The sequence below is a fragment of the Sphingomonas longa genome (assembly GCF_016892685.1).
Classification (GTDB): Bacteria; Pseudomonadota; Alphaproteobacteria; order Sphingomonadales; family Sphingomonadaceae; genus Sphingomonas; species Sphingomonas longa.
Window position 1 is genome coordinate 192,119 of record NZ_JAFEMC010000005.1, and the last position, 20,758, is coordinate 212,876.

Below are 20,758 nucleotides of genomic sequence, written 5' to 3' on the forward strand. Positions count from 1 at the left end.
CCGCGTACCACGAAAGGCCGGAACATAGGCGATCCGCGGACCGACACGGCGCTCATTTCCGTAAGTAGCAGCGAAAGCTGAGCAAAAGAAGCCGCATTGGCGGAGACGGAGGGAACCTAATCACCATCGAAGAACATGAGAAATGTTGGGGTTTAGTATAAACGACAATAGCCGACCCTAAATGCGGCCCTAATCGCTGGTATTTGGGTGGAGGCACGTGTCGATCGCGCCCGCGACCCATTCACCTGCGGCCCATCACGTGTGCAGGCGAGCACAGACGACGTGTGGAGGCTCACGTAAGGACTTGCGCTGCCCGGCTCTGGCCGCTTGTTCATCTCAGCCGTGACGAGCTAGTGAGTGGTTCCAAGAACCTCTTTTGCTCAATCAGCTCGCGGGCGAATGAACATAGTCGCGAACGCCATACCCGCCTTATTGGATAAGGATGTATCATCCCAGAAGGCTCTGCGGCCGCACCCGCTCGGCCAAAACCCATTGAAAAACGTTTTCTGTCAGGTGTTCAGCTGTTCGCCGGATCACGCGGCGTAGACCGTCGAACCCCATGGCGTAACGCGAGCATCGCTCCTGGCTCGGTCTCTACAACGACAAATCGGTTGCCCCTGATCCCCGCGCCTGTATTATGGTATATACACTCTTCTAGTAGGCGGCGCATGCAGCAGTTCAAGACGGTCTACTTCGCCGATCATGCCTCGCCCGGAGGCCGCTCAGGTTTGACCGTTTCATTTTCGGCCGGCGACGGGCAGCTTTTTGGTGCGATAGCTCACCTAAGCAGCCATGCGATACGACGAGCCATCGGCCACGACAGCTTCGGCGATCTTCAGAAAGCTGCCGATCAAGCGGGTAGCACCGCTTCCGGCTACGTCAGGGACCGACTTCGTTCCGTTGTCCGGCCACTGTCGGTGAACAGCATCGGTACCGATACGACCATACAGTCCACCTTCGTCGGAGGGAAAGGAAGCCCACTTCACGACTGGTTTCCTTACTTGGAAGGCTACTCGCCTGCATTCGTCCGAGCCATCCTCCACTCCTATGCACCGGGCGCGACATCCGTCATCGATCCATTTTGCGGGTCCGGAACAACCGCACTCACCGCGGCCACCTTGGGGATGCGGGCGGAGTACTGCGAGGTCAATCCCGCCTGTCGTCGCGTCATCGAAGCCAAGTCGCTCGCCATCCTGCTGCCCGATGCGGAGCGGCTCAAGATTGCGGGCAGCCTACGGCGGGTTGCGGACGACCTGAGGGCAAGGGTCGCTGCAGTAAAGCCTGCGGAGGATCTCCGCGCCGCCTTCTTGCAGGTGTTCGGCACTCGTCCGTTCTTTCGCGCCCCGGACTTCGAGGCAGTCCTATCACTTCGAACGGTGGTGGATGAGATCGGCCGGGAGAATGAACAGCTCGGCCGCCTTGTCGAGGTCGCGGTGCTGGGTTGCCTTGTAACGAACTCTCTGATGGTACGACGAGGAGATCTGCGCTTCCGGACGTCTACAGAGCTCGCCATTCACCGGACGGATCCCGTGGAGGACGCCGCTGCCAGAGCCCGCATGATGGCGAGTGACCTTCTCGATCTCGACCAGGCGAATGGTACAATCAAGCTCGCCAGCGCCGACGTGCGAGACGTCCATGTGTCAGATGGCGGGCCATTCGACGCGGTGGTGACCAGCCCGCCGTACCTGAACGGCACCAACTACTTCCGCAATACGAAGATTGAGCTGTGGTTTTCTCGCTATCTGTCCACGAAGGCCGAGCTCAGAAGATTTCGTGATGCCGCGATTACGTCAGGTATCAATGACGTCACGAACGGAAAGGTTGGTGCCAGAGTAGTGCCCCAAAGCGAGGAGTTGCAGAAAACCCTGATGGCTCTCGAGGACGACGCCTACGATCAGCGCATCCCGAAGATGGCCGCCGCATACTTCGCCGAGATGGACGAGGCGTTCGGACGGCTTCGGGCCGTCGTGCAGCGCGACGCATGCGTGGCTGTGGATCTCGGCGACTCTTGCTACGGCGATGTCCACGTTCGTACGGACACCATTCTTCGTGCGCTCATGACCCGAAGAAATTTTGAGTTCGAGAAGGAAGTCGTCCTTCGGGAGCGAGCATCCCGTTCCGGTAGGCAGCTTCGACAGACCCTTCAGATCTTTCGGGTGATATGAGCATGTACCTAGCAGAAAATAGCGCCCCCGAGCGGCCGGCGGTCGTCCCAAAGGGCTGGTCGCACCTGGCAAGCGCGCTACCTCATCAGTCGGGAGAGCAGGCGAAGCGCAACTGGGGACATCCTTGGCATTCACTTTGCTCTTACCAGGGCAAGCTCAAGCCAGCCATCGCTAACAGTCTGGTGGGAGCCCTACTGCCGCAGGGCGGCGGCAGGATGCTTGATCCGTTCTCGGGCGTCGGCACCATTCCACTTGAGGCTCGTCTGGCAGGCCACACTGCTTATGGCTTCGACATCAGTCCCGCCGCTGTCGCAATATCGCGCGCCAAGGTTCAGCCCATGGATCCGAGCGGGGTCTGGGATGAACTCGATAGGCTGGAGAAGTGGATCTCCCTTACTCAGGACGGCGATGACAACCATATCGCCGGGAGCGTCAGCTTTAACGGCCCAGTCGAAGCGTACTTCCACCCGGATACCTTCAAGCAGATCCTCGGTGCTAGAGCTTACTTCCTCGAGTTCGGCTTCGATCTCCCCGAGCGAGCGATGGTACTCGGATGCTTACTGCATATCCTTCACGGCAATCGGCCATACGCCCTTTCGCGTCGGTCCCATCCCATAACGCCATTCGCCCCCACTGGAGATTTTGAGCGCCGAGATCTCATTCCTCGTCTTCGGACGAAGATCGAACGCATCCTCGCGGCTGAACTTTCTACCGCCGCCGATGGCCTGATCTTCGATCAGGACGCGACCGAAGCTTGGCCGGACGAGGTCAACGATCTCGATGCTATCATCACCTCGCCACCCTTTTTCGACAGCACCCGCTTCTATTCCGCCAACTGGATGCGGCTGTGGTTTGCCGGATGGAACCCGGCAGACTTTACGAACCAACCCAAACGCTTTGTGGAACGCCGGCAGAAGATCGACTTCAATGTCTATCAAAACATCTTCAGACAGGCGGCGGAGCGACTGAAGCGTTCCGGCTACCTGGCGCTTCATTTGGGCAAGAGCACGAAATGCGACATGGCACGCGATCTAGTCGACATCGCCAAGGCAGACCTGCGCGTCATCGACATGTTCGACGAGGATGTCGGCCACTGTGAGAGCCACGGCATACGCGACAAGGGTACCGTCACGTCTCACCAGTACGTTCTACTTCAACGCAGGGGCTGACCAACTCGCCATCACCAATCAAGGATTAAACGCGACAGCGCCGCCCGACCACGCGCTCTGCGGAATGGAGTACTGCTCGGTCGAGGTCTCAGTCGGCTGCAACTTCGTAACCGGATCTGGTATGACGGAAAATCGTGGAGTTGCCGAGATCATCTCGACCACGACGAGGAGGTAGTTTCCTTTGTAGTGCGCGGCAGCGGCATGTTCCATCTTTGTCAGAGTGACAGTACCGCCGGTGCCGGAGAAGCTCTTGACCTCGACCAAGAAGGCTTGATCGTCCTTTCGGGTCCAGAGATCGAAGCCGTAACCCCGCTTCCGTCCATAGTAAGCCACCTGCCAGCCGTTCGCCTTAAATATCTTTGCGACGAGCAGCTCCGCTTCGAACCCGTCATTGACCTGAGGCGCTGCCGGAGGCTCTAGGAGGTCGACCGGCGCGGCATCGTCCGGAATTAGCAGACTTGAGGACGGACGGACGCCAGCGGATCTTTTAGCCGCAGCCTTAAGCGAGCCCAAGCTCTCTCCGGCGACTTTCGCCGGCCAGGAAGGTTTCATCTTCGTTCCAGTGCCGGTGCGTCCGCCGGAATTGCCGACTTCGGGCTGCGTCTTGCCATCGTCCGGTGCATACGGATTAGCTGGCGACGTCGCGGGATGGTCGGCGCCTGCTTCGATCAGAAGCTCGCTCGCGAGCCACAGGCGATTGCCTTCACGTTCTGCGGAAACACCTAGGGAGAGCAGGGAAAACGTATGACGAGCGACATCTCGCCAGTTGAAGTACGCCTTCCTCTTGTTCTTACCCCCACCTTCCGCCGGGATCCGCTCCTCCACGAGGCGAAGTAGCGACGTGCGATCTTCAGGACGCAACGACCGGAAGGCCGCGATAGAAGCCACCGTGGAGGCGATCTCTCCGTCCGTTCTAATGCGAGAGACAAACAGATCAAACTCATCGTTGTCGATATACCCCGTGGAGAGCCTCAGCACCTCAAGTGTCGCTGCATAAGGTGCCACGTCGAACTCAGGATATTGTTCCTGCCGCCCCTCGCTGTACCAAGGCGACTGGGCAAAGCGAATATCGTGCAGAACCTGCTCAAAAACATCGATAGGGTCGTCCGACGATGCCAACTTTCGGCCCGCATCGGTCAGCCTTATCTTGGACCATGAGCGGGACTCGGCCCGCTCAATCAATCGGAGCGGCTGATCCATCGCAAGAAATATATGCCGCTTGACGTTCTTCTCGGCATCCTTTCTGATGCCCATGATCTCGCCGATCTGCTCATAGTTCTGCTCAGTGAGCTCGATGTAATCGTCCACTGACTTGACGGCAAGGAAGCGAGCTACCTCGGTAATCCGCGCTGGCGTGAGATGTACGCGCGTCACGAGCCACCAACCACGATCACCCCGCACGCCATCATCGAGCCGTTCGATCAGTTTATGGCGCAGATCTTCAAGTACCATTTACTTCTCCAAGCTGCCCGGCGTCACGGCGACAAGCCATCAGACACCACCTCTCCAAGACGGTCTGTCGCCGTCCGTATCGTCAAACCGGCGTGTTTGACGACTCGGCGAGTCTCGATGATCCCGTAGGCGACCGCAAGGGCCCTTTGCTCATAGCGTCAGCTTGAGTTTATCGGCTCGGAGGAATGGTATGCGTTGGACACGGTACGCCTAGGGGGGGCTCGACCGCGCAGCACCGCCGACTTTAAACTCTCGATGTGCAGACGAGGGTATCAATCGCAAAAACAAGCCTCTGTAAAATCGGCGACCTGACCGCGCTGTTGAAGCTACGTATGGAGTGCGAGCAACAATAAAGGTTTCGGGAACTTCCACATCACTGGGGATGGCCGAAACAGCAACGCAAGGCGCGCACTAGAGCCCACGAAGGTATGCAAGATCAACGGCTCGTTTCGCGGGACTATGGCAACCGCGGACTTGCGCGCCTGCGTGGGTCCCGGCACCATCCATCCATCCATCCATCCATCCAGCTTAGCAGGCATGGCCCTCGCGACGCAGTATCTACTGGAAACCTGTCCTTGCCCCGCATCTTCGCCTCCGGTGTCTTCGGTTCGGACTACGACCTCTGGGGGGCGTGGTCCTTCAGCGATCGCAAGACACGCGACAAGCTCGCGCAGACCATTGCCGATGACGACTGGTGCCTCGCGATCGGAATGACCTCGCCGCACACGCCGCAACATGAGCGAGGACGCCTGCTGGCGCTCTTGCAGATCGGCCACGAGGCCGTCGATACGCGAGAGCTGGTCGAACCTGAGCACTGGCGACGTACGGTGGAGGAGCACGGCAACGGCAAATGGCTTCACGCCTTCCCGATAAGGCGGGTCCAGCGTTTCATTCCAGGACCGGGGGGACTGCCACTTCGCCGTGAGGTTCTGCCGAGGATCGATAGCGAGAACCGCTACATGCAGGTCGGCCGCTACTACCTCGAACTCGATGAGGAGGAGGCTGCTGTCGTTTTCCGACTAGCGAGGACGGAGGAGACCGCGATATTTCGCAGCTCGGCCTCCATGTTCGCGGCAGCCCTCAGAAAGACGCGCGCTGGTCCGCCGCCGTCACCCGGAACGCGCGTTCTCTCGACCCTGTCCGGACCGGCAGCGACCTATCTCATGCGCCTCGAAGGAGATGCGGAGCCACAAGTCACTGCCGTCGTCCGGCCGAGCGCAGAACATGCAGTCTGGAAGATCGGTTTCTCGAACGATCCCGCCAGGCGTCTGGAGGAACTCAACGCCTACCTGCCGTGCCATACCGCACTACGGTGGAAGCTCTGCAGGCAGCAATGGCATTCCGACGAGATCAACGCTTATTCGCTAGAGCAGAGAATTTTCAACCTGGTCGAGGCACACGGGATCCACCGCTTCAAAGGAGAGATGATCTGTGCTCGGGCCGCCGACGTCGACACGTGTTGGACTGAGGGACTACGATCCGCTTCGCGACCATCTCACGAGATCATCGTCAGAGCCTACGATTGACTACGTTGCACCGGAGTCGCGGACGAGATGCAGCGCCGCAACATCGACCTCTGACAGCAACCGGGGGGCGGCGGCATGGGTGAGCAAGAAGACGACACGATCGTCGAGCGGTCGTTCAGGACAATAGTAGAGACATTCTCCATCTGGACAGCGGCTGGCTTCGTCGTGTCGGGATTGATCAACGCTTACCTGTTTTGGCGAGACTTTAGGCTAAATTTCTTCGCAGTCGCTCAGCCAACCGACATAATTATGAGCGGCTTCGTTTACGTTACGTACACTTTAGTCGCCGTGCTTGGCATCGCCGCAATAGCTTTCGTTTTGAATGCTATAACCCCCAGACGGCTGGTCACTCATATGTTCCTGTTCGGAACGAGAGTAGACTTGAAATACCCGGAGAATGTCCGGGCAAGGGCAGGATGGGCGATCGGAACTGCTTTCTTCGTGAACCTGATAGTTCAGGTAGTGTTCGCTTATGTCGGCGACGATAGGACGAACCCCAAGCGGCCAGGGGGTGAAGCTCGCACATATTGGGAACAATGTCTCACAACAACCGCGCAGAACGGTCTGCATCTTTCACCAACCAGCGACCAGTTCGCCGCGTGTGGGCGAGCGCCGGTTCTTTGGCTGGGATCGGCGACCGTTATCCTCAACTGTCGTGGCAGACTGCGCCTCGTGCAGAACACCGAGAACCTTATCTTGGAGCGCCTGTCACCAGAGGAGGAAATCGCCGATGTCAAAGCCCTAGCAATCCGATTGGCTCAGGAGTCCGGGGATGAGCAGGCAATCAACCAGATCGAAGGGCCGACGCCTACTGGCAGCCGGCGGTTGCCACCGCCAGCCGGTCGCCATACGCCTTCCGGTCGAGCGCCTGAGCCTGGGCCAGCTTCTCGCGCTGGTCAGTCGTCATCGCGTCCCACGTCGACCGGTCCATCCTGTCCCGCAGTGGGGTAGGCTCGGAGGGTTTCGCCACGACGCACGGGACCGTTACGGGCACCTTCACCTCGACGGGCTTCTCGACGATGACCGGCACTTCTGAAGCTCGCTGCCGTCCGGCTTCCGGCTGACGACCGTGAACTCGCCTGACGAGCCCGCATCGCTGAGCAAGCTGTCGGACATGCCGGTGACGGCGATGCAGTCATCACCGTCGGCGATGATCCGCATCTTTTCGAGCTTCAGGTGGGCGAAGATGCGCTTGTGGATCTCCTTGGTCGCCGGATCGCGCCATAGCTGGAAGACGTTGCCGTCGACTCTGATGTAGATGGGGAGATCGCAAGCGCCGTTCGCGCGGATGCGCTGCATCGACAAGTCGATGTTTACTCCCGCAATTCGGCCCAAAAGGCGAAAATTGTAGCGGAAGAATTTGGGGCTAGTTAGCATCGGCAAGCCTCACATTGGGAGAAAAGGGTGGTACCCTTCTCCCAACGGCACCGAGGCTCCGGCGCTGGTCGTGGTTCAAGTTGCCGCCCTCGACGGCGATACGCCGCGGAGCGGCAAGATCAGCCGGGATACTTGGAGCGGCTCGCGCAGGTTTTTTAGGGACCTCGACATCGGCCGCGATGTCCTCGGCGATTACGTCGCGAAGGGCGTCGCCAAGCGGGAGGGTCTGAAACTTGCCGCGTAAGCTGTCCCCTGCGCGGGTTCGCGAGCTCGAAACCGACCTCTCGGCCCGTCTCACCCCCGCTGACCATGCGTCGGCGGGGGGTTTTCTCCACTTCTGCGACGAGTGGGACGGCCTCCTGATCGACCAGACGGACGACGAATTTCAGTGCTGCAGCTGCCAGTTTTCGGATGAATTTGACGAGAACGGCCACATCCGCGCTGTAAACTGAGCGGAACGTAAAAAAAGGGGGGCGAAAGCCCCCCTTTTCGTATCACTTGGCCTTGGTGACCGCCGCCTTCGGGGGCGGCGAGACGGCACAGGGCTCAGTGCCCACGCCCTTCGGCATTGCCGGGACGGTGTTGCCGCATTGCTGGTAATTTCGGCAGCTCGATATGTTTGGGAACTTTGCTAAGCAGGTTAGCGAGCTTGGGGCCGGGGGTATGTGCTACACGTACGGCTACTTCAAAGCCGGAGCTTGGAAACTTTGTCGCATAGCATCGCGCGAGCGGCGTCGATCATCACTGGGTTGGTCTTTGTCGACAGGCGATCCGCCGGTTTAGAGCCGATGAAATAGGCAATCCGTTCGGCATTAGCGCCGCTCGGATGAGGCAGCCCATCCAGAATACGATCTGTTGAGATGGCGCCGAGTGCCGCAAGATGGCGCAGCCCGGCCGCTACCTTGGAGCCAAGGGGCACGAACACCGCATCGTCGAGCAAGGCCAGTTCTGAGCCCGTGTAGACTTCCAGCCACCGACGCATGGAGGCGTTTTTGATCATGTCGGGAGAGCCAGACCAGTTTTGGCCATCTACAAAGACGGGGTATCGCAGTGCGGACGTGAATTGGATCAGTTGGGCATCTTGGGCCCACAGGCTCGCGGTAGTATCGAGCCGCAGCCAGCGCGCGATGCCAACCGAGTCCAACATGCTCACGAGGTTGGCTCGCATTGGGCCTGAGAAGCTGGCGAAAACCTTGGCTCGCTCAGCGGCTTCATCGTTGCTGAGCCCAGCCTTTAAAGCAGCGTGCGCCGCCCGAAGAGCGTTCGCTGCCTGCTGCTTTCCCGGCGTTAGCCCGACGATCACCAAACGAGCCTTACGGTTCACATGATCGAATGGGGCATAGACCATCTCGATCTCACGCCCGCCGACCACTTCGCGATCGAGGAGGAGATGGGGCGCGGCCCGCGGATCATCGATTTGGCTTAGCGAAAGCTGACAGACGGCAGGCATAAATTTTGGGAAGAGATTGGGTGTCGTGCGCACGGTTTCGATTATTCCTGTTGATGTAAAATTGGTGCAGCTCAGCAGCCGGGCGCTCGGGCGACTGCGTCGTCAAATTTCAGCACAAAGGTGTCGATCGCCAAGCTTAAGTGGCGGGCATAGGATCTCAGGTGTTCTGGTGCTGGCGCCCCGTCTTGCTTCACGGCCGTTATGATGTGCTTCTCGACCGAGGCGAGCGCGTGATGGTCATTCACCCTGAGGTTGCGGCTGCGGACTGTGTCGAACGCAGCTGGTAGAGGCTGCGTGCGGAGGTGATGGATCGCGTCCCATGTCGATCGCGCTTCTGGCCGCTCCTCCTCCCGCAGCGGCACAAAATCGCGTCGCTGCTCTAACCAGCGGATCACCGCATCGTAGTCGATCTTGCCCTTGACCGGGCTAAGGCCCTCCTTGTTCAGCGAATTGCGCACTGCCTGCTCCGACATGTCCGCCAGCACAGCCAGGCTCTCGACCGCGCTCTGGTCGAGCTTGTTGTCGAACAGCGCCCCAGCCGACAGCTTCCAGCGTAGATACGCGGAAAGCATCGTTCGCCGGAGTGGACTACCAGGTACATCCGCGGGGTTTCGGTATCGGCGCGCCGCACCGCCGGTGATCGCCCCGACGATTAGTTCCAGCTCGTCAGCATCCTCGTCACTGAGCGAGCTATGTCCAACGCGGAATGCGCTTTCGTAGGCGTTTTTTATGACTCGAGCGAAGTTGAACTGGTCGAGATCGACTTGCTCTAATTGCTCGCCATGGTCCACGCCGTCGATGTCCAGCGGGAAGCCGATAAACGCATCAGCCGCTCTTGCATTAGCCAGCCAATACGTTTCGCCCGCCTGTACGAGTAGCGCCTTGCGAACATCCTGCTCGACGTCATCGAACGAGAAAGGAACGCTAGGCATCGTGAAGGCCCAGAGCTCATCGAGCGTCTTTACGGGTTCGTCTACGAAAGTGAGCGACGCCGGGGTGACTAGCGATGCCGGCGCCTTGCCGTCGGACATCCGGATCGAGAACCCGCGTTCGACCAGTTCGAGTGCTTCACCGTAGTTGTCGACCTTCGTCGCTTGCGCATCATGATGCCGGTCTTCGCCCTTGGCGGGGTCGCCCAGCACGAACTCGCGATCGCGATTTCGCCAGGGACGTTCCACGCGGCCGCTGGTGGGGTTGGTTCGCAGGATCTGCTTGAAATGCACGGTGCCTAAGGTCCTTCTGGTGAAATTTGTGAAAAGCTGGATCAGTGGTCGCGCTTGAGGCGGCGCGTTCGGTGCGCGACGGTGACCACAGCGCCGTTCTCGCTGACCACGTACGTACCCAGCCATGGCTCTATAATCCGGCAGGCGCGCTGTCCGCCGAACGCCTTGGTGATGCGCTTGCGCGCGGCTTTGTCGAAGAACAACACGTCCGCACCGTTGTGGCGCATCGAGCTGGCGAACCGTTCGAACAGCTCCAGCGCCAAAGCCGGAATGGCGCGCTGCTGCATCCGTGTTTGTGCATGGTGGGTAATCATCACTTACTCCGCTGATCCGATTAACAATGTATGTAACATCATCAGCGAGAGGTCAATGCTCCCGATGCGTTTTTTTTCCACCTTATGAGGCGGGTCACGCTCTGGCGCGCGGACGCCCGTTCGGCTCAATTTGTATCGGGGAAGAGAAGCGGTAGTTACCGACGGTCACAACCCGCATCGGAAAATACAGGTGGTACCCTTCTTCGCCCGCCCCAAGGCTCCGGCGCTGACTGTGGTTCAAGTTGCCGCCCTCGGCGCCGATGCACAGCGGGGCGGCAGGATCACCGCTCACCCGCGAGCACCGTATCCTGGATACGAGTGCCGGCAGGTCTAGCCCGGCGTCTGGAGATCAGTACATCCCGCCGCGGCCCGGCCGGCCCATCATCAAGGACAACAGCAATCAGGAATTGAAGTGACCGACCTTATCTTCCACACACTTGCCCCGTACTATTGGTCCGCCGGACTTCCCGCCATTCCGCTCCTGCCCCGTCAGAAGCGTCCGGCCATCATTCAGTGGTCTGCATTCGCCACCCAGATGCCGAGCAACGAGGTTCGCGAGCACTGGCTCTCGTCCTTCGCACACGGTAACATTGGTTTACCGCTCGGCCCCCAGGCCGGTGTCGCGATCATCGACATCGACACCGTGGACGAGGAAATCACCGCGGCTCTCCTCGACATTCTGCCGACGTCGCCGTGGAAGCGCGTCGGCAAGAAGGGGATGGCGCTCGCCTACCGCTTCCAGGGCCAGAAGAATTTCAAGCTCCGCGGCGTCGACGGCGAAATGCTGATGGAGTTCCTCGGCAACGGCAACCAGGTCGTACTGCCCGGCTCGATCCATCCCGACACCGGCCGTCCGTACGAGAGCAACACCCACCTTTGGGAGGTTCTCGACCAGCTGCCCGATCTCGGTGTCGACATCGAGGCCCGGCTTCGCAATCGCCTGGGCGTGAAGGGTTACTCCCTCGCCGCCGGGGGTCGATCGGCTCCGCTCGACGTGATCGCCGCTGGCGAGCGCGACGTGCAGATGATCCGTCATGCGGGATACCTGTCGCGCGTGGTTATGGGCATCGACAAGTCGCGGTCGTTCTCATTGTTCGAGGCGATCCAGCACATGTATCACTGGGTCGAGGCGTTCACCGCCAAGGTATCGGGCGACGCGATGGACCCTGAGAAGGGCGTCGCCAAGCTGCTGGAGTTCCTGGCTCGGGATTTGGAGATCGGCCGCACCCTTCCCCGCGGCTGGGACATCGAGCTTCCCCAGGAGTGGCAGGACCACCCGACGATCCGCGCAATCCAGGAGCGCGCTGCTCCCGTTTCTTTGGATCATGACAAGGCCACGGAATGGTTTGTCTCCTGCATGATGGAGGACCCGGACAGCGACGCAAAGACCGTTCAGTGCATTGAACAGCTGACGTCCAAGGCGGCTATGGATCGTCACGTCTCCGACGCAATGTTCGACGCGATGATGAATATGATGAGCGCACGCTGCCGCGTTAAGGTCAGTAAGCCTGTGCTGAAAAAGCTCTTTAACGGTATCCGTAACGGCAACGTACCGGATCAGGAGCAGACGCACTATACCATTGCCGGATGTGTACTCGAGAGCATGGAGACGGAAGGGGAGTTGCGGCATGACGCCGGCCAGTTTTGGCAGTGGTCCGGATCCTGTTTTCAGGCGTTGGACGACAACCAGGTGTATATGCACGTTGCGAACAGCGTCACTGGAACGCCGCTTGCTCGTCGCGACGGTGACTATGCGGCCGTCGTGAATGTACTCCGTCGGATGTGCCAGAGGCCGCTGAACTCGGGAGACGTGGCAGGTATCAACTTTGCCAACGGCTTCGTCGAGATGGACCTCGTGGTTCGGGAGCACAATCCCAGCTATGGTGCCACCTTCACGCTGCCCTTCAATTACAACCGCGATCTTGCGTCAGCGCCCGCAAGGTTCTTCGAGTACCTGACGTCATGCTGGGGCCACGAACCCGACTTTGAGCACAGGATGATGGCCTTGCAGGAAATGTTCGCCGTGACTCTGTTCAAGATCGCTCCGCGCTTCCAGCGCGCGTTTCTCCTGTTCGGACGCTCCGGAACGGGGAAGACGGTGCTGCTCAACATTCTGCGTGCCCTGCTGCCGCCTAACGCGGTTGCCGAGTTGAAGCCTACCAAGTGGGCCGAGCGTTTCGCTCCCACGCGGTTGATTGGGGCGGCAGCGAACATCTGTGGAGAGCTGCCGGAGAACGGGACCATCGGTGGAGACGTCTTCAAGGAGGTCGTTGAGGGATCTCCGATCGAAACCGAGTTCAAGGGCAAGGATGGGTTTTCGTTCCGGCCCGTCTGCGCGCACTGGTTCGCGTCGAACTATCTGCCGATCTCGCAGGACTCCAGCCGGGGCTTCATCCGCCGCTGGCTGATCCTCGACTTCAACAAGCCGGTCCGCGACGAGGACAAGATCGAGAACCTGGCCGAGATCATCGTTGCCGAGGAGCGCGAGGCGATCGCCGCGTGGGCGCTTGAGGGCTTGCATCGGGTTCTGGATCAGCGTGGTTATACCAAGCCCGCTTGTCACGATAAGCGGATGGGCAGCATGCGGCGCATCAACAATTCCGTTCACGCTTTCCTTGAGGACACTCGGGGCTACGCTCCCGGTGTCGGTGAGGCGCCGTGTCGTCAGGTGTACGATGATTACGCGTTCCACATGCGCGACGTGGGTCGGGGCAAGCCTGTCTCCTTCGAGCGGTTCGTCCAGATGCTCGAGGACCTCGACTTCGAGGTGAGCCGCAACCCGGTTGGAGACTTCGTTGTGCGGGGATTAACGAAGGTGATGGGCTTGGCTAACGCGGCACGATCGGCTTAAACGAAGCGATCACAAACGGCAGCCCCTTGCCTATAGGGGCTGCCGTTGCAGTTTCGATGCCGAAAAACAATAACTAATTGCTCAGATAATGGAGAAGCCCGTCGCCATATAACTGAAAACTTCTTAGTCTAGGACACCTGAATTTCAGTCTCTGACATTCAGATATATATCCAGGATATATAAAATTTACGCTTAAGGCGGTCGAGCTTAGCCACACGCCTTCCCGGATCGGCATTTCAGAAGATAACCTGGTTTTATGAGCCTAGGCACTCATATCCTGGATTAGCCGCTCGGACCGCCGGACCTCCGCGCCCACATCGGCGTTCTTGTTGCAGGAGTCACGGACTCCTAAGTCACCCAGCAGACCTGAGCGAGGCGGCAACCTCGCCCAGGCCCTGACCCCAACCGTCTAATGAGGAGACGACTGTGGCTACGACCACTGCTAATCGCGCCCGCCGGTGGCGCAATGCCCTTTCGAAGTACGATGCCCTGAACCAGCGCCTGGATGAGGCTCAGCCTCACGAGGTGGACGCGATCGAACGCGAGCTCGCAGATCGGGAGGCCGAGCTGTTCGACCTGCCCTCCCCGTCCTTCGAAGCCGTCCGCCAGAAGCTGGCGATCATGTGGCGGCTCGACATCGAAAAGCCGGACATTGAAGCCGGTGAGAAGGCGCTGATCCTCGAGGATTTGGATGACCTGATCGCGGAGACGGCCGAGTTGCTCGGCAGTCGCGCTTAGGTAGCCTCGGGGCTGGGCGAAGAGCCCGCGCAGCCCCGAACATCAAGTCCTGGATACGGTCGCCGTAGTACCTAGTCGCCCACGTTCGTGGGCGTATTTGGACGCCTCCTTTAACTGGAGGCAAACGTGACCGACCGTATCTCATTCTCGATCAACGAAGCCGCTGCGCTCTGCGGCCTGAGCCGGACCAAGCTCTACGAGCTGATCCGGGCAGGAGAACTGAAGCCTGCCAAGGTTGGACTGCGCACGCTCATCCTGCGAGCCGACCTCGAAGCCATGCTCCAGCGCGCCACGGCCTGAGGTACCAAGTGGCAAAACATACCAATCGTCTCTCCGCGCTCCGCATCAGCAGGGCGATGGAGCCCGGCCTGCACGCCGACGGGAACAACCTTTATCTGCGGGTTACCCCGTCCGGCTCTAAGAGTTGGACGCTGATCTACAACTGGCACGGCAAGCGCCGGGAACTCGGTCTTGGCAGCTCAACGGTGGTGTCGTTGGCCGAAGCCCGGCAGCGCGCACTGGAAGGAGCTCGCTTGCGCCAGCAGGGCCTCGACCCCAAGGCTGAGTGGTCCAGCACCAAGATCGATGTCGCGGCGCCGTCGTTCGGCAACGTCGCGCTCGAGGTCATCGCCGATCGACGTGCTGGCTGGCGGAATGCGAAACACGCTCAGCAGTGGCAGAATACCCTGCGGACCTACTGCGCGGCGTTCTGGGACAAGCCCGTTGCCGCCGTCGACATCGACGATGTCCGCAAGGCCCTGCAGCCGATCTGGTCGGCGAAACCGGAAACGGCAAGTCGGGTGCGTGGCCGTATCGAAGCTGTGCTGGATGCCGCCAAGGCGCGCAAGCTGCGGACGGGCGACAACCCCGCGGCGTGGCAGGGCAACCTCGCGCACCTGTTCCACCGCCACTCGTCGGCGCCGAAGCGGCATCAGCCGTCGATGGCCTACAATAGACTGCCTGGGTTCATGCTGGACCTGCATCGGCGCGAGGAACTCAGTGCGCGGGCGCTCGAACTCACGATCCTGACGGCGGCGCGGACCACTGAGGTACGGGAAGCCAGGTGGGAAGAGATCGACTTGGACGAAGCAGTTTGGCAGGTTCCGGCCGACCGGATGAAGATGAAGCGTCCGCATCGGGTTGCGCTCTCTCGGGCGGCCCTCGGCCTGCTGGCCGGTCTCGACTCGAGGTCCGGCCTGCTGTTCCCGGGCATGAAGCCGCACAAGCCCCTGTCCAACATGACGATGCTTCAACTGCTTCGGCGGATGGGCTTCGGCCAGTACACGGTTCACGGTTTCCGCAGCAGCTTCTCCACTTGGGCAGCCGAGCAGACCGATTATCCGCGGGAGATCGTCGAAGAGGCTCTGGCTCACGTCGTCGGGTCGGCGGTTGAGCGTGCTTATCGCCGGAGCGACGTGTTGGAGAAGCGGTTCGGCCTGATGGAAGCCTGGGCCGGCTTCATTGGCGCAGGCTGATCGTCGATCGGGTGGGGTCACCTAAGTGACCCTACTCGCGACCCTACTGGAAGTTCTGAACACAGCCGCACGTTGGCGCACGCCGATACACATCTAACCAGTGATTGCCGGAGGATGGCGGCCGACCCGTGCCACTAGCGAACACACGCGGACGCAACGTGGCGGAGACGGAGGGATTCGAACCCTCGGTACGGTTTCCCGTACGACGCTTTAGCAAAGCGTTGGTTTCAGCCACTCACCCACGTCTCCGGATGCGGCAGTGGAGCGGCTATAGCCAGCGTCGCGGCGGCGATCAACCGTTTGGCGCATCGGTTCGGCGACTCGTTCATTGCGTGGCAAGCCGCGGGTTGGTTAACGTGCTGCGATCAAGACAGGGGTTCGGGTTATGCGGGGCGGTTGGATCATCATGGCGGCGGCGGCGACCCTGTCGCTGGCGGCATCGCCCGTCGCGGCGCAGGTGCGCACGATCGACCCGAACAGCGCGATCGACAGCGATCTCGCGCCGGGCGCGCCCGCGGCGTCGCCGTCCGCACCAGTCCGATCGACCCAGCCGGCGCCTCCGCCGGTGCGGACCGCGCCGCAATCCACCGCCCCCGTCGAAGCTCCCGTCACGGCGTCCGAGGCCCGCAAGGAGGCGACCACGCGCGCCGCCGACACGTACGAGCGCGATGACCTGCTCGCCGCCGGGGAGGGTGTGTTCGGCAAGGGCGCGGAGGGTCTCGCCGGCATTCTCGAAAAGGTGCTGAAGGAGCAGGGCCGCCCCAATGCCTATATCGCCGGGCGGGAAGCCTCGGGCGCGTTCGTCGTCGGCGTGCGCTACGGATCGGGCGTCATGACGCACAAGGTGGAGGGGCAGCAGCCGGTCTACTGGACCGGCCCCTCGGTCGGCTTCGACGTCGGCGGCGACGCGAACAAGGTGTTCGTGCTCGTCTACAATCTGTACGACACGGAGGAGCTGTTCCACCGCTTCCCGGGCGCGGAGGGGCGTTTGTACCTCGTCGGCGGCTTCGCGGCGACCTATCTGCGGCGCGGCAACGTGGTCCTGATCCCGATCCGGCTGGGCGTCGGCTGGCGCGCGGGCGTCAACGTCGGGTATATGAACTTCACGCACAAGAGCCGCTGGCTGCCGTTCTGATCCCGTCCGGGTGCTGGTCAGTCCGACCGCTGCGAGCGCTGGCGGAGACACCGGCGCGCGGCTAGGCTGCCGCCATGCAGGCGATCGCGGTCTACAGTCCCAAGGGCGGCGTCGGAAAGACGACGCTTTCGGTGAATCTGGCATGGTGCGCGGCGACGCTGTCGGCGCGGCGCACCCTGTTGTGGGATCTCGATCCCCAGGGTGCCTCGACCTTCCTGCTGGGTCATGACCGCGCGCTGGACGGGCAGGCGCGGGCGGTGTTCGCGCGGGACGTGTCGGCGGACGCGCTGATCGTCGGCACCTCCGTCGATCGGCTCGACCTGCTGCCCGCGGATACGTCGTTACGTGGACTCGACCTGCTGCTGCACGGGCTGGGCAAGCGCAAGCGCTTGAACCGGCTGCTCGAAACGCTCGCGGGTCGGTACGATCGCGTCATCCTCGATTGCCCGCCGGGGCTGACGGAAACGGCAGAGCAGGTCGTTCGCGCCGCCGCGCTCATCATCGCGCCGGTCATCCCCTCCCCCCTTTCGCGCCGCGCGTTCGACGAGATGGTGCTCCACCTCGATCGCGGTGGCGGCCGGCGGCCGGCGATGCTGCCGGTGTTCGGCATGGCCGACCGCCGCCGCAGCGTCCACAACGCCGCACTCGCCGCCGATCCCGACTGGCCGGTGATCCCGATGGCGAGCGTGGTGGAGGCGATGGCCACGCGCCGCCAGCCGCTCGGCGCGTTCGCTCCGTCCAGCCCACCCGCACGCGCGGTGGCGGAACTATGGACCGCGATCGAGCGACGGCTGGCGGGCTGAGCGGCCGAGGTCAACGTTCAGGTCCGGCGTGGGTCTTGCCGCCCTCCCCGTCGCTCCAGGAATGAGCGACCCCGGCTTGATCGGGGTCCAGCATTCAGCGACGCTATCCACTGAAAAACGGGACGGCCACCTGCCCAACATTCCCCGTGCTCCCGCGAAAGCGCGAGTCCAGTGCAGCCCAGGATCGAGGTGCCGCCTACGCGGGCGCACCCGACCAGCACAGGTCTGAAGGACAGAAGCACCGAACACGTGAGGGTTACGCCGCGACTACGCCGATCATCCCACACCAGCCGAGAAAACGATCCGGCCCGACCGCCGCGCCGACACCACAGGCACGTCCCGCGTCGCTGGCACCGGACAGCGATCGGCAAACAGAACCTTCGCTCGACCGGAGCGATCTAGCAACGCCGCAGGGATCGCCGGGCCGCCATGCCGCGCGAGGCGGTGCGTTCCATGCCGTACCCAAACCGGTCCAACAGGAACGCCAAGCCGGTTCGCAGTGCGCAACAGCGGCACTGGGAGCGACACCTCCGACCAGTATCGGGCCTGACCCCACCACGCTGCTCTCCAGCCCGCTTGCCGGCTAGCTCGCGCACCGACTTCGGGCACAGGATGGACGCCGCCGAGCCGACCACGCGCGTCGCACCGCCGATTGCGGAACGCCCGCATCAGCCACATCCAACAAACCACTGGCTGACCTGTCCTACAGACGGGATCGAGCGTAGGCGTCGGGGCTCGTCAGGCGTCCACTCGCCGGACCGCTCTTTCAACTGTCCGACACCACCTCCTCGACGAGCCGAGGCGACCGCGGACATGCGTCGTTGGACTAACCTTAGCCTAACCTTCCAAGACCGGGACCTGAAAACATGAGGCTTTTTCCGCCACGCCACGCGGGCCGACGCGCCTCGCACCCCCTATCGCGCGGCACCGCGAGCCGGTTCAGCCGAATTCGACCGCGTCGAACCGGATCGGCTTGCCGGCGGGGGCCGCGCCCAGCTCGTCTTCCCACATCGCCGTCTCGCCGCGGACGATCGTGCCGACTGGCTTCCCCGTCAGCGTCATGCCCGTGAACGGCGACCAGCCCGCCTTCGACGCCAGCCACGGCTGCTCCACCGTCCACTGCTTCTTCAGGTCGACGACGGTGAAGTCCGCGTCGTATCCGACCACGATCCGGCCCTTGCCGGTAATGCCGAATACTCGCTGCGCGCCCGCACTGGTCAGCTCGATCAGCCGTTGCAGCGTCATCCGCCCCGCCGCGACATGATCCAGCAGCAGCGGCAGCAGCGTCTGCACGCCCGGCATGCCGCTCGGCGAATTGGGATATGCGTTCGCCTTCTCCTCCAGCGTGTGCGGCGCGTGATCGGAGCCGATGACGTCGGGCACGCCCTGGTTCAGCCAGCTCCACAGCCCGTCGCGGTGGGCGCCCGACCGGATCGGCGGGTTCATCTGCGCCAGCGTGCCGAGCCGCGGATACGCCTCTTCCCCCGCCAGCGTCAGGTGCTGCGGCGTCACCTCGCACGTCGCGATGTCCTTGTTCTGGCCGAGCAATTCCAGCTCGGCGGGCGTCGTCACGTGCAGCACGTGGATGCGCCGCCGCGCCGCCCGCGCCAGCGCGAGGATACGCCGCGTCGCCAGCAGCGCGCTCTCGTCGTCGCGCCAGACCGGGTGCGACGACGCATCGCCCGCGACCCGCTGGTCCAGGCGCGCCTGCATCCGCGCCTCGTCCTCGGCATGGATCGCGACGCGGCGGTGGCCGGATGCCAGCACATCCGCCAGCGACGAATCCTCGGACACCAGCAGGTCGCCGGTCGATGCGCCCATGAAGATCTTGACGCCCGCCGTGCCCGGCAGCCGCTCCAGCTCCGCGAGTTCGGCCGCGTTGGCGTTCGTCGCACCGACGTAAAAGGCGTGATCGCACCACATCGCACCGCCGGTCGATCCCGATCCGGGCGCACCCGCCGCCCGCGCCAGCTTGTCGGCGATCGCCGCCGCGCTGTCGGTGTTGGGTTTCGTATTGGGCATCTCGAACACCGCCGTGACGCCGCCCAGCACCGCAGCGCGGCTGCCGCTCGCCAAATCTTCCTTGTGCGTCAGGCCGGGCTCGCGAAAATGCACCTGCGTGTCGATGACGCCGGGCAGCACGTCCAGCCCGGTGCAGTCGATCGTGCGCCCCGCATCGCCGATACTGCCGATCGCCACGATGCGGCCGTTCCTCACGCCGACATCCACCCTGGCGGGACCGCCGGGCAGATGGACGGTGCCACCGGACAGCTTCAGGTCGATCGTCGCCATCGCGCGGGGCTCCTTCGGGTGTTTCGCTTGCGGTTGCGGCTCCCTACCTTGGTGCCATGACAGACACCACCCCGGGGATGCTGGAGGATCGCGCCGTGCTGCGCATCGCCGGCGACGACGTACGCGGTTTCCTGCAGGGACTCGTCACCAACGATGTCGCCGCGCTGGCGCCCGACCGACCGATCTGGGCGGGGCTGCTGACCCCGCAGGGCAAGGCGCTGTTCGACTTCCTCCTGTGGGATGGCGGCCAGGATACGGTCCTGATCGATTGCGAAGCGACGCAAGCCGACGCGCTGGCGAAGCGACTGACGATGTACCGCCTCCGCCGCGCGATCACGATCGAACGCTCCCCGCTGGCGGTGCACTGGTCCCCGGACGGCAGCCTCGGCGTCCCCGACCCCCGACAGGCCGCGCTGGGCGGCCGCTGGCTCGGCGAGCCGGGCGAGCCGGCGCAGGGATGGTTGGCCCACCGCCTGTCGCTCGGCGTGACCGAAGGCGTCGCCGAACTCGGCAATGGCGATACGTTATGGCTGGAATGCAACGCCCGCGAATGCAACGGCGTCAGCTTCACGAAGGGCTGCTACGTCGGCCAGGAAAACACGGCCCGCATGCACCACCGCGGCAAGGTCAACCGGCATCTGGTCGTGGTGCCCCTCGGCGAGGCCGGCGACCGGACGCGGGTGACGTATCCCGACGTGGGGTGGATGGTGGAGCATCGGCGGGTGGACGCTGTTGCGTCCCGGATCAGCTCCGGCGACGGTGCTTAACTCGGCAAAAAAAGGGGCCGG

At 62.3% G+C, this 20,758-nt stretch carries 18 protein-coding genes and 1 tRNA gene; 12 read left to right on the forward strand and 7 right to left on the reverse strand.

Going from position 1 to position 20,758, the window contains the following annotated elements; genetic code table 11:
* Positions 1-668 precede the first annotated feature (668 nt).
* Together ILT43_RS16250 and ILT43_RS16255 are read left to right on the forward strand one after the other, a co-directional pair.
* Positions 669-2,165: a hypothetical protein gene (locus tag ILT43_RS16250; RefSeq protein ID WP_204200035.1), complete on the forward strand. Its 1,497-nt coding sequence runs from the start codon at positions 669-671 to the stop codon at positions 2,163-2,165.
* The gene (locus ILT43_RS16255; RefSeq protein WP_204200036.1) at positions 2,162-3,334 is read left to right on the forward strand and encodes a TRM11 family methyltransferase; all 1,173 of its coding nucleotides are present in this window, start codon (positions 2,162-2,164) and stop codon (positions 3,332-3,334) included. The genes ILT43_RS16250 and ILT43_RS16255 overlap by 4 nt, the downstream gene beginning before the upstream one ends.
* A gap of 18 nt (positions 3,335-3,352) precedes the next feature.
* Here the strand turns inward: ILT43_RS16255 and ILT43_RS16260 are convergent, their stop codons facing one another.
* Complete coding sequence (locus ILT43_RS16260; RefSeq protein WP_204200037.1) at positions 3,353-4,786, reverse strand: protein NO VEIN domain-containing protein; 1,434 nt, start codon at positions 4,784-4,786, stop codon at positions 3,353-3,355.
* A 575-nt stretch (positions 4,787-5,361) separates the two neighbouring features.
* Here ILT43_RS16260 and ILT43_RS16265 point away from each other — a divergent pair.
* Positions 5,362-6,312 (forward strand): hypothetical protein, encoded by a 951-nt coding sequence (locus ILT43_RS16265; RefSeq protein WP_204200038.1) that lies wholly within the window; start codon positions 5,362-5,364, stop codon positions 6,310-6,312.
* A 996-nt stretch (positions 6,313-7,308) separates the two neighbouring features.
* Here the strand turns inward: ILT43_RS16265 and ILT43_RS16270 are convergent.
* Entirely contained in the window at positions 7,309-7,611 is a 303-nt protein-coding gene (locus ILT43_RS16270) for a hypothetical protein (RefSeq protein WP_204200039.1), read from the reverse strand.
* Positions 7,612-7,759: 148 nt separating this feature from the next.
* Between ILT43_RS16270 and ILT43_RS16275 the strand changes: the two genes are divergently transcribed.
* Positions 7,760-7,933 carry a hypothetical protein gene (locus ILT43_RS16275; protein ID WP_204200040.1) on the forward strand — a complete coding sequence of 58 codons (174 nt, stop codon included), beginning with the start codon at positions 7,760-7,762 and terminating at the stop codon, positions 7,931-7,933.
* Entirely contained in the window at positions 7,923-8,141 is a 219-nt protein-coding gene (locus tag ILT43_RS16280; protein ID WP_204200041.1) for a hypothetical protein, read from the forward strand. Before ILT43_RS16275 ends, ILT43_RS16280 begins: the two co-directional genes overlap by 11 nt.
* A 233-nt stretch (positions 8,142-8,374) precedes the next feature.
* Here ILT43_RS16280 and ILT43_RS16285 read toward each other — a convergent pair whose 3' ends face one another.
* From ILT43_RS16285 to ILT43_RS16295, 3 genes are read right to left on the reverse strand one after another with little or no spacing between them, the layout of a single operon-like run.
* Positions 8,375-9,172 carry a hypothetical protein gene (locus ILT43_RS16285; protein ID WP_204200042.1) on the reverse strand — a complete coding sequence of 266 codons (798 nt, stop codon included), beginning with the start codon at positions 9,170-9,172 and terminating at the stop codon, positions 8,375-8,377.
* Positions 9,173-9,210: 38 nt separating this feature from the next.
* Positions 9,211-10,362 (reverse strand): hypothetical protein, encoded by a 1,152-nt coding sequence (locus ILT43_RS16290; protein ID WP_204200043.1) that lies wholly within the window; start codon positions 10,360-10,362, stop codon positions 9,211-9,213.
* 41 nt (positions 10,363-10,403) lie between these two features.
* Positions 10,404-10,649, reverse strand: a complete 246-nt coding sequence (locus ILT43_RS16295; protein WP_204200044.1) for a hypothetical protein — start codon at positions 10,647-10,649, stop codon at positions 10,404-10,406.
* Positions 10,650-11,088: 439 nt separating this feature from the next.
* Between ILT43_RS16295 and ILT43_RS19810 the strand changes: the two genes are divergently transcribed.
* From ILT43_RS19810 to ILT43_RS16315, 4 genes are all read left to right on the forward strand, one after another.
* Positions 11,089-13,527: a phage/plasmid primase, P4 family gene (locus ILT43_RS19810; protein ID WP_204200045.1), complete on the forward strand. Its 2,439-nt coding sequence runs from the start codon at positions 11,089-11,091 to the stop codon at positions 13,525-13,527.
* Between the two features lie 426 nt (positions 13,528-13,953).
* Positions 13,954-14,265 (forward strand): hypothetical protein, encoded by a 312-nt coding sequence (locus ILT43_RS16305; RefSeq protein ID WP_204200046.1) that lies wholly within the window; start codon positions 13,954-13,956, stop codon positions 14,263-14,265.
* A gap of 126 nt (positions 14,266-14,391) precedes the next feature.
* Complete coding sequence (locus ILT43_RS19730; RefSeq protein ID WP_204200047.1) at positions 14,392-14,565, forward strand: helix-turn-helix domain-containing protein; 174 nt, start codon at positions 14,392-14,394, stop codon at positions 14,563-14,565.
* Positions 14,566-14,621: 56 nt separating this feature from the next.
* Positions 14,622-15,740: a tyrosine-type recombinase/integrase gene (locus tag ILT43_RS16315; protein ID WP_204200048.1), complete on the forward strand. Its 1,119-nt coding sequence runs from the start codon at positions 14,622-14,624 to the stop codon at positions 15,738-15,740.
* Positions 15,741-15,899: 159 nt separating this feature from the next.
* Here the strand turns inward: ILT43_RS16315 and ILT43_RS16320 are convergent.
* Positions 15,900-15,989 (reverse strand) — tRNA-Ser (locus tag ILT43_RS16320).
* 136 nt (positions 15,990-16,125) lie between these two features.
* Between ILT43_RS16320 and ILT43_RS16325 the strand changes: the two genes are divergently transcribed.
* Positions 16,126-16,875: a DUF1134 domain-containing protein gene (locus ILT43_RS16325; RefSeq protein WP_204200049.1), complete on the forward strand. Its 750-nt coding sequence runs from the start codon at positions 16,126-16,128 to the stop codon at positions 16,873-16,875.
* 74 nt (positions 16,876-16,949) lie between these two features.
* Positions 16,950-17,678 (forward strand): ParA family protein, encoded by a 729-nt coding sequence (locus tag ILT43_RS16330; RefSeq protein ID WP_204200050.1) that lies wholly within the window; start codon positions 16,950-16,952, stop codon positions 17,676-17,678.
* Between the two features lie 939 nt (positions 17,679-18,617).
* Here the strand turns inward: ILT43_RS16330 and ILT43_RS16335 are convergent.
* Positions 18,618-19,970, reverse strand: coding sequence for a dihydroorotase (locus ILT43_RS16335; protein WP_204200051.1), 1,353 nt, complete (start codon positions 19,968-19,970; stop codon positions 18,618-18,620).
* A gap of 56 nt (positions 19,971-20,026) precedes the next feature.
* Here ILT43_RS16335 and ygfZ point away from each other — a divergent pair, with 56 nt between their 5' ends.
* Positions 20,027-20,737 carry a CAF17-like 4Fe-4S cluster assembly/insertion protein YgfZ gene (gene ygfZ / locus ILT43_RS16340; protein ID WP_204200052.1) on the forward strand — a complete coding sequence of 237 codons (711 nt, stop codon included), beginning with the start codon at positions 20,027-20,029 and terminating at the stop codon, positions 20,735-20,737.
* The last annotated feature ends 21 nt before the right edge of the window (positions 20,738-20,758 follow it).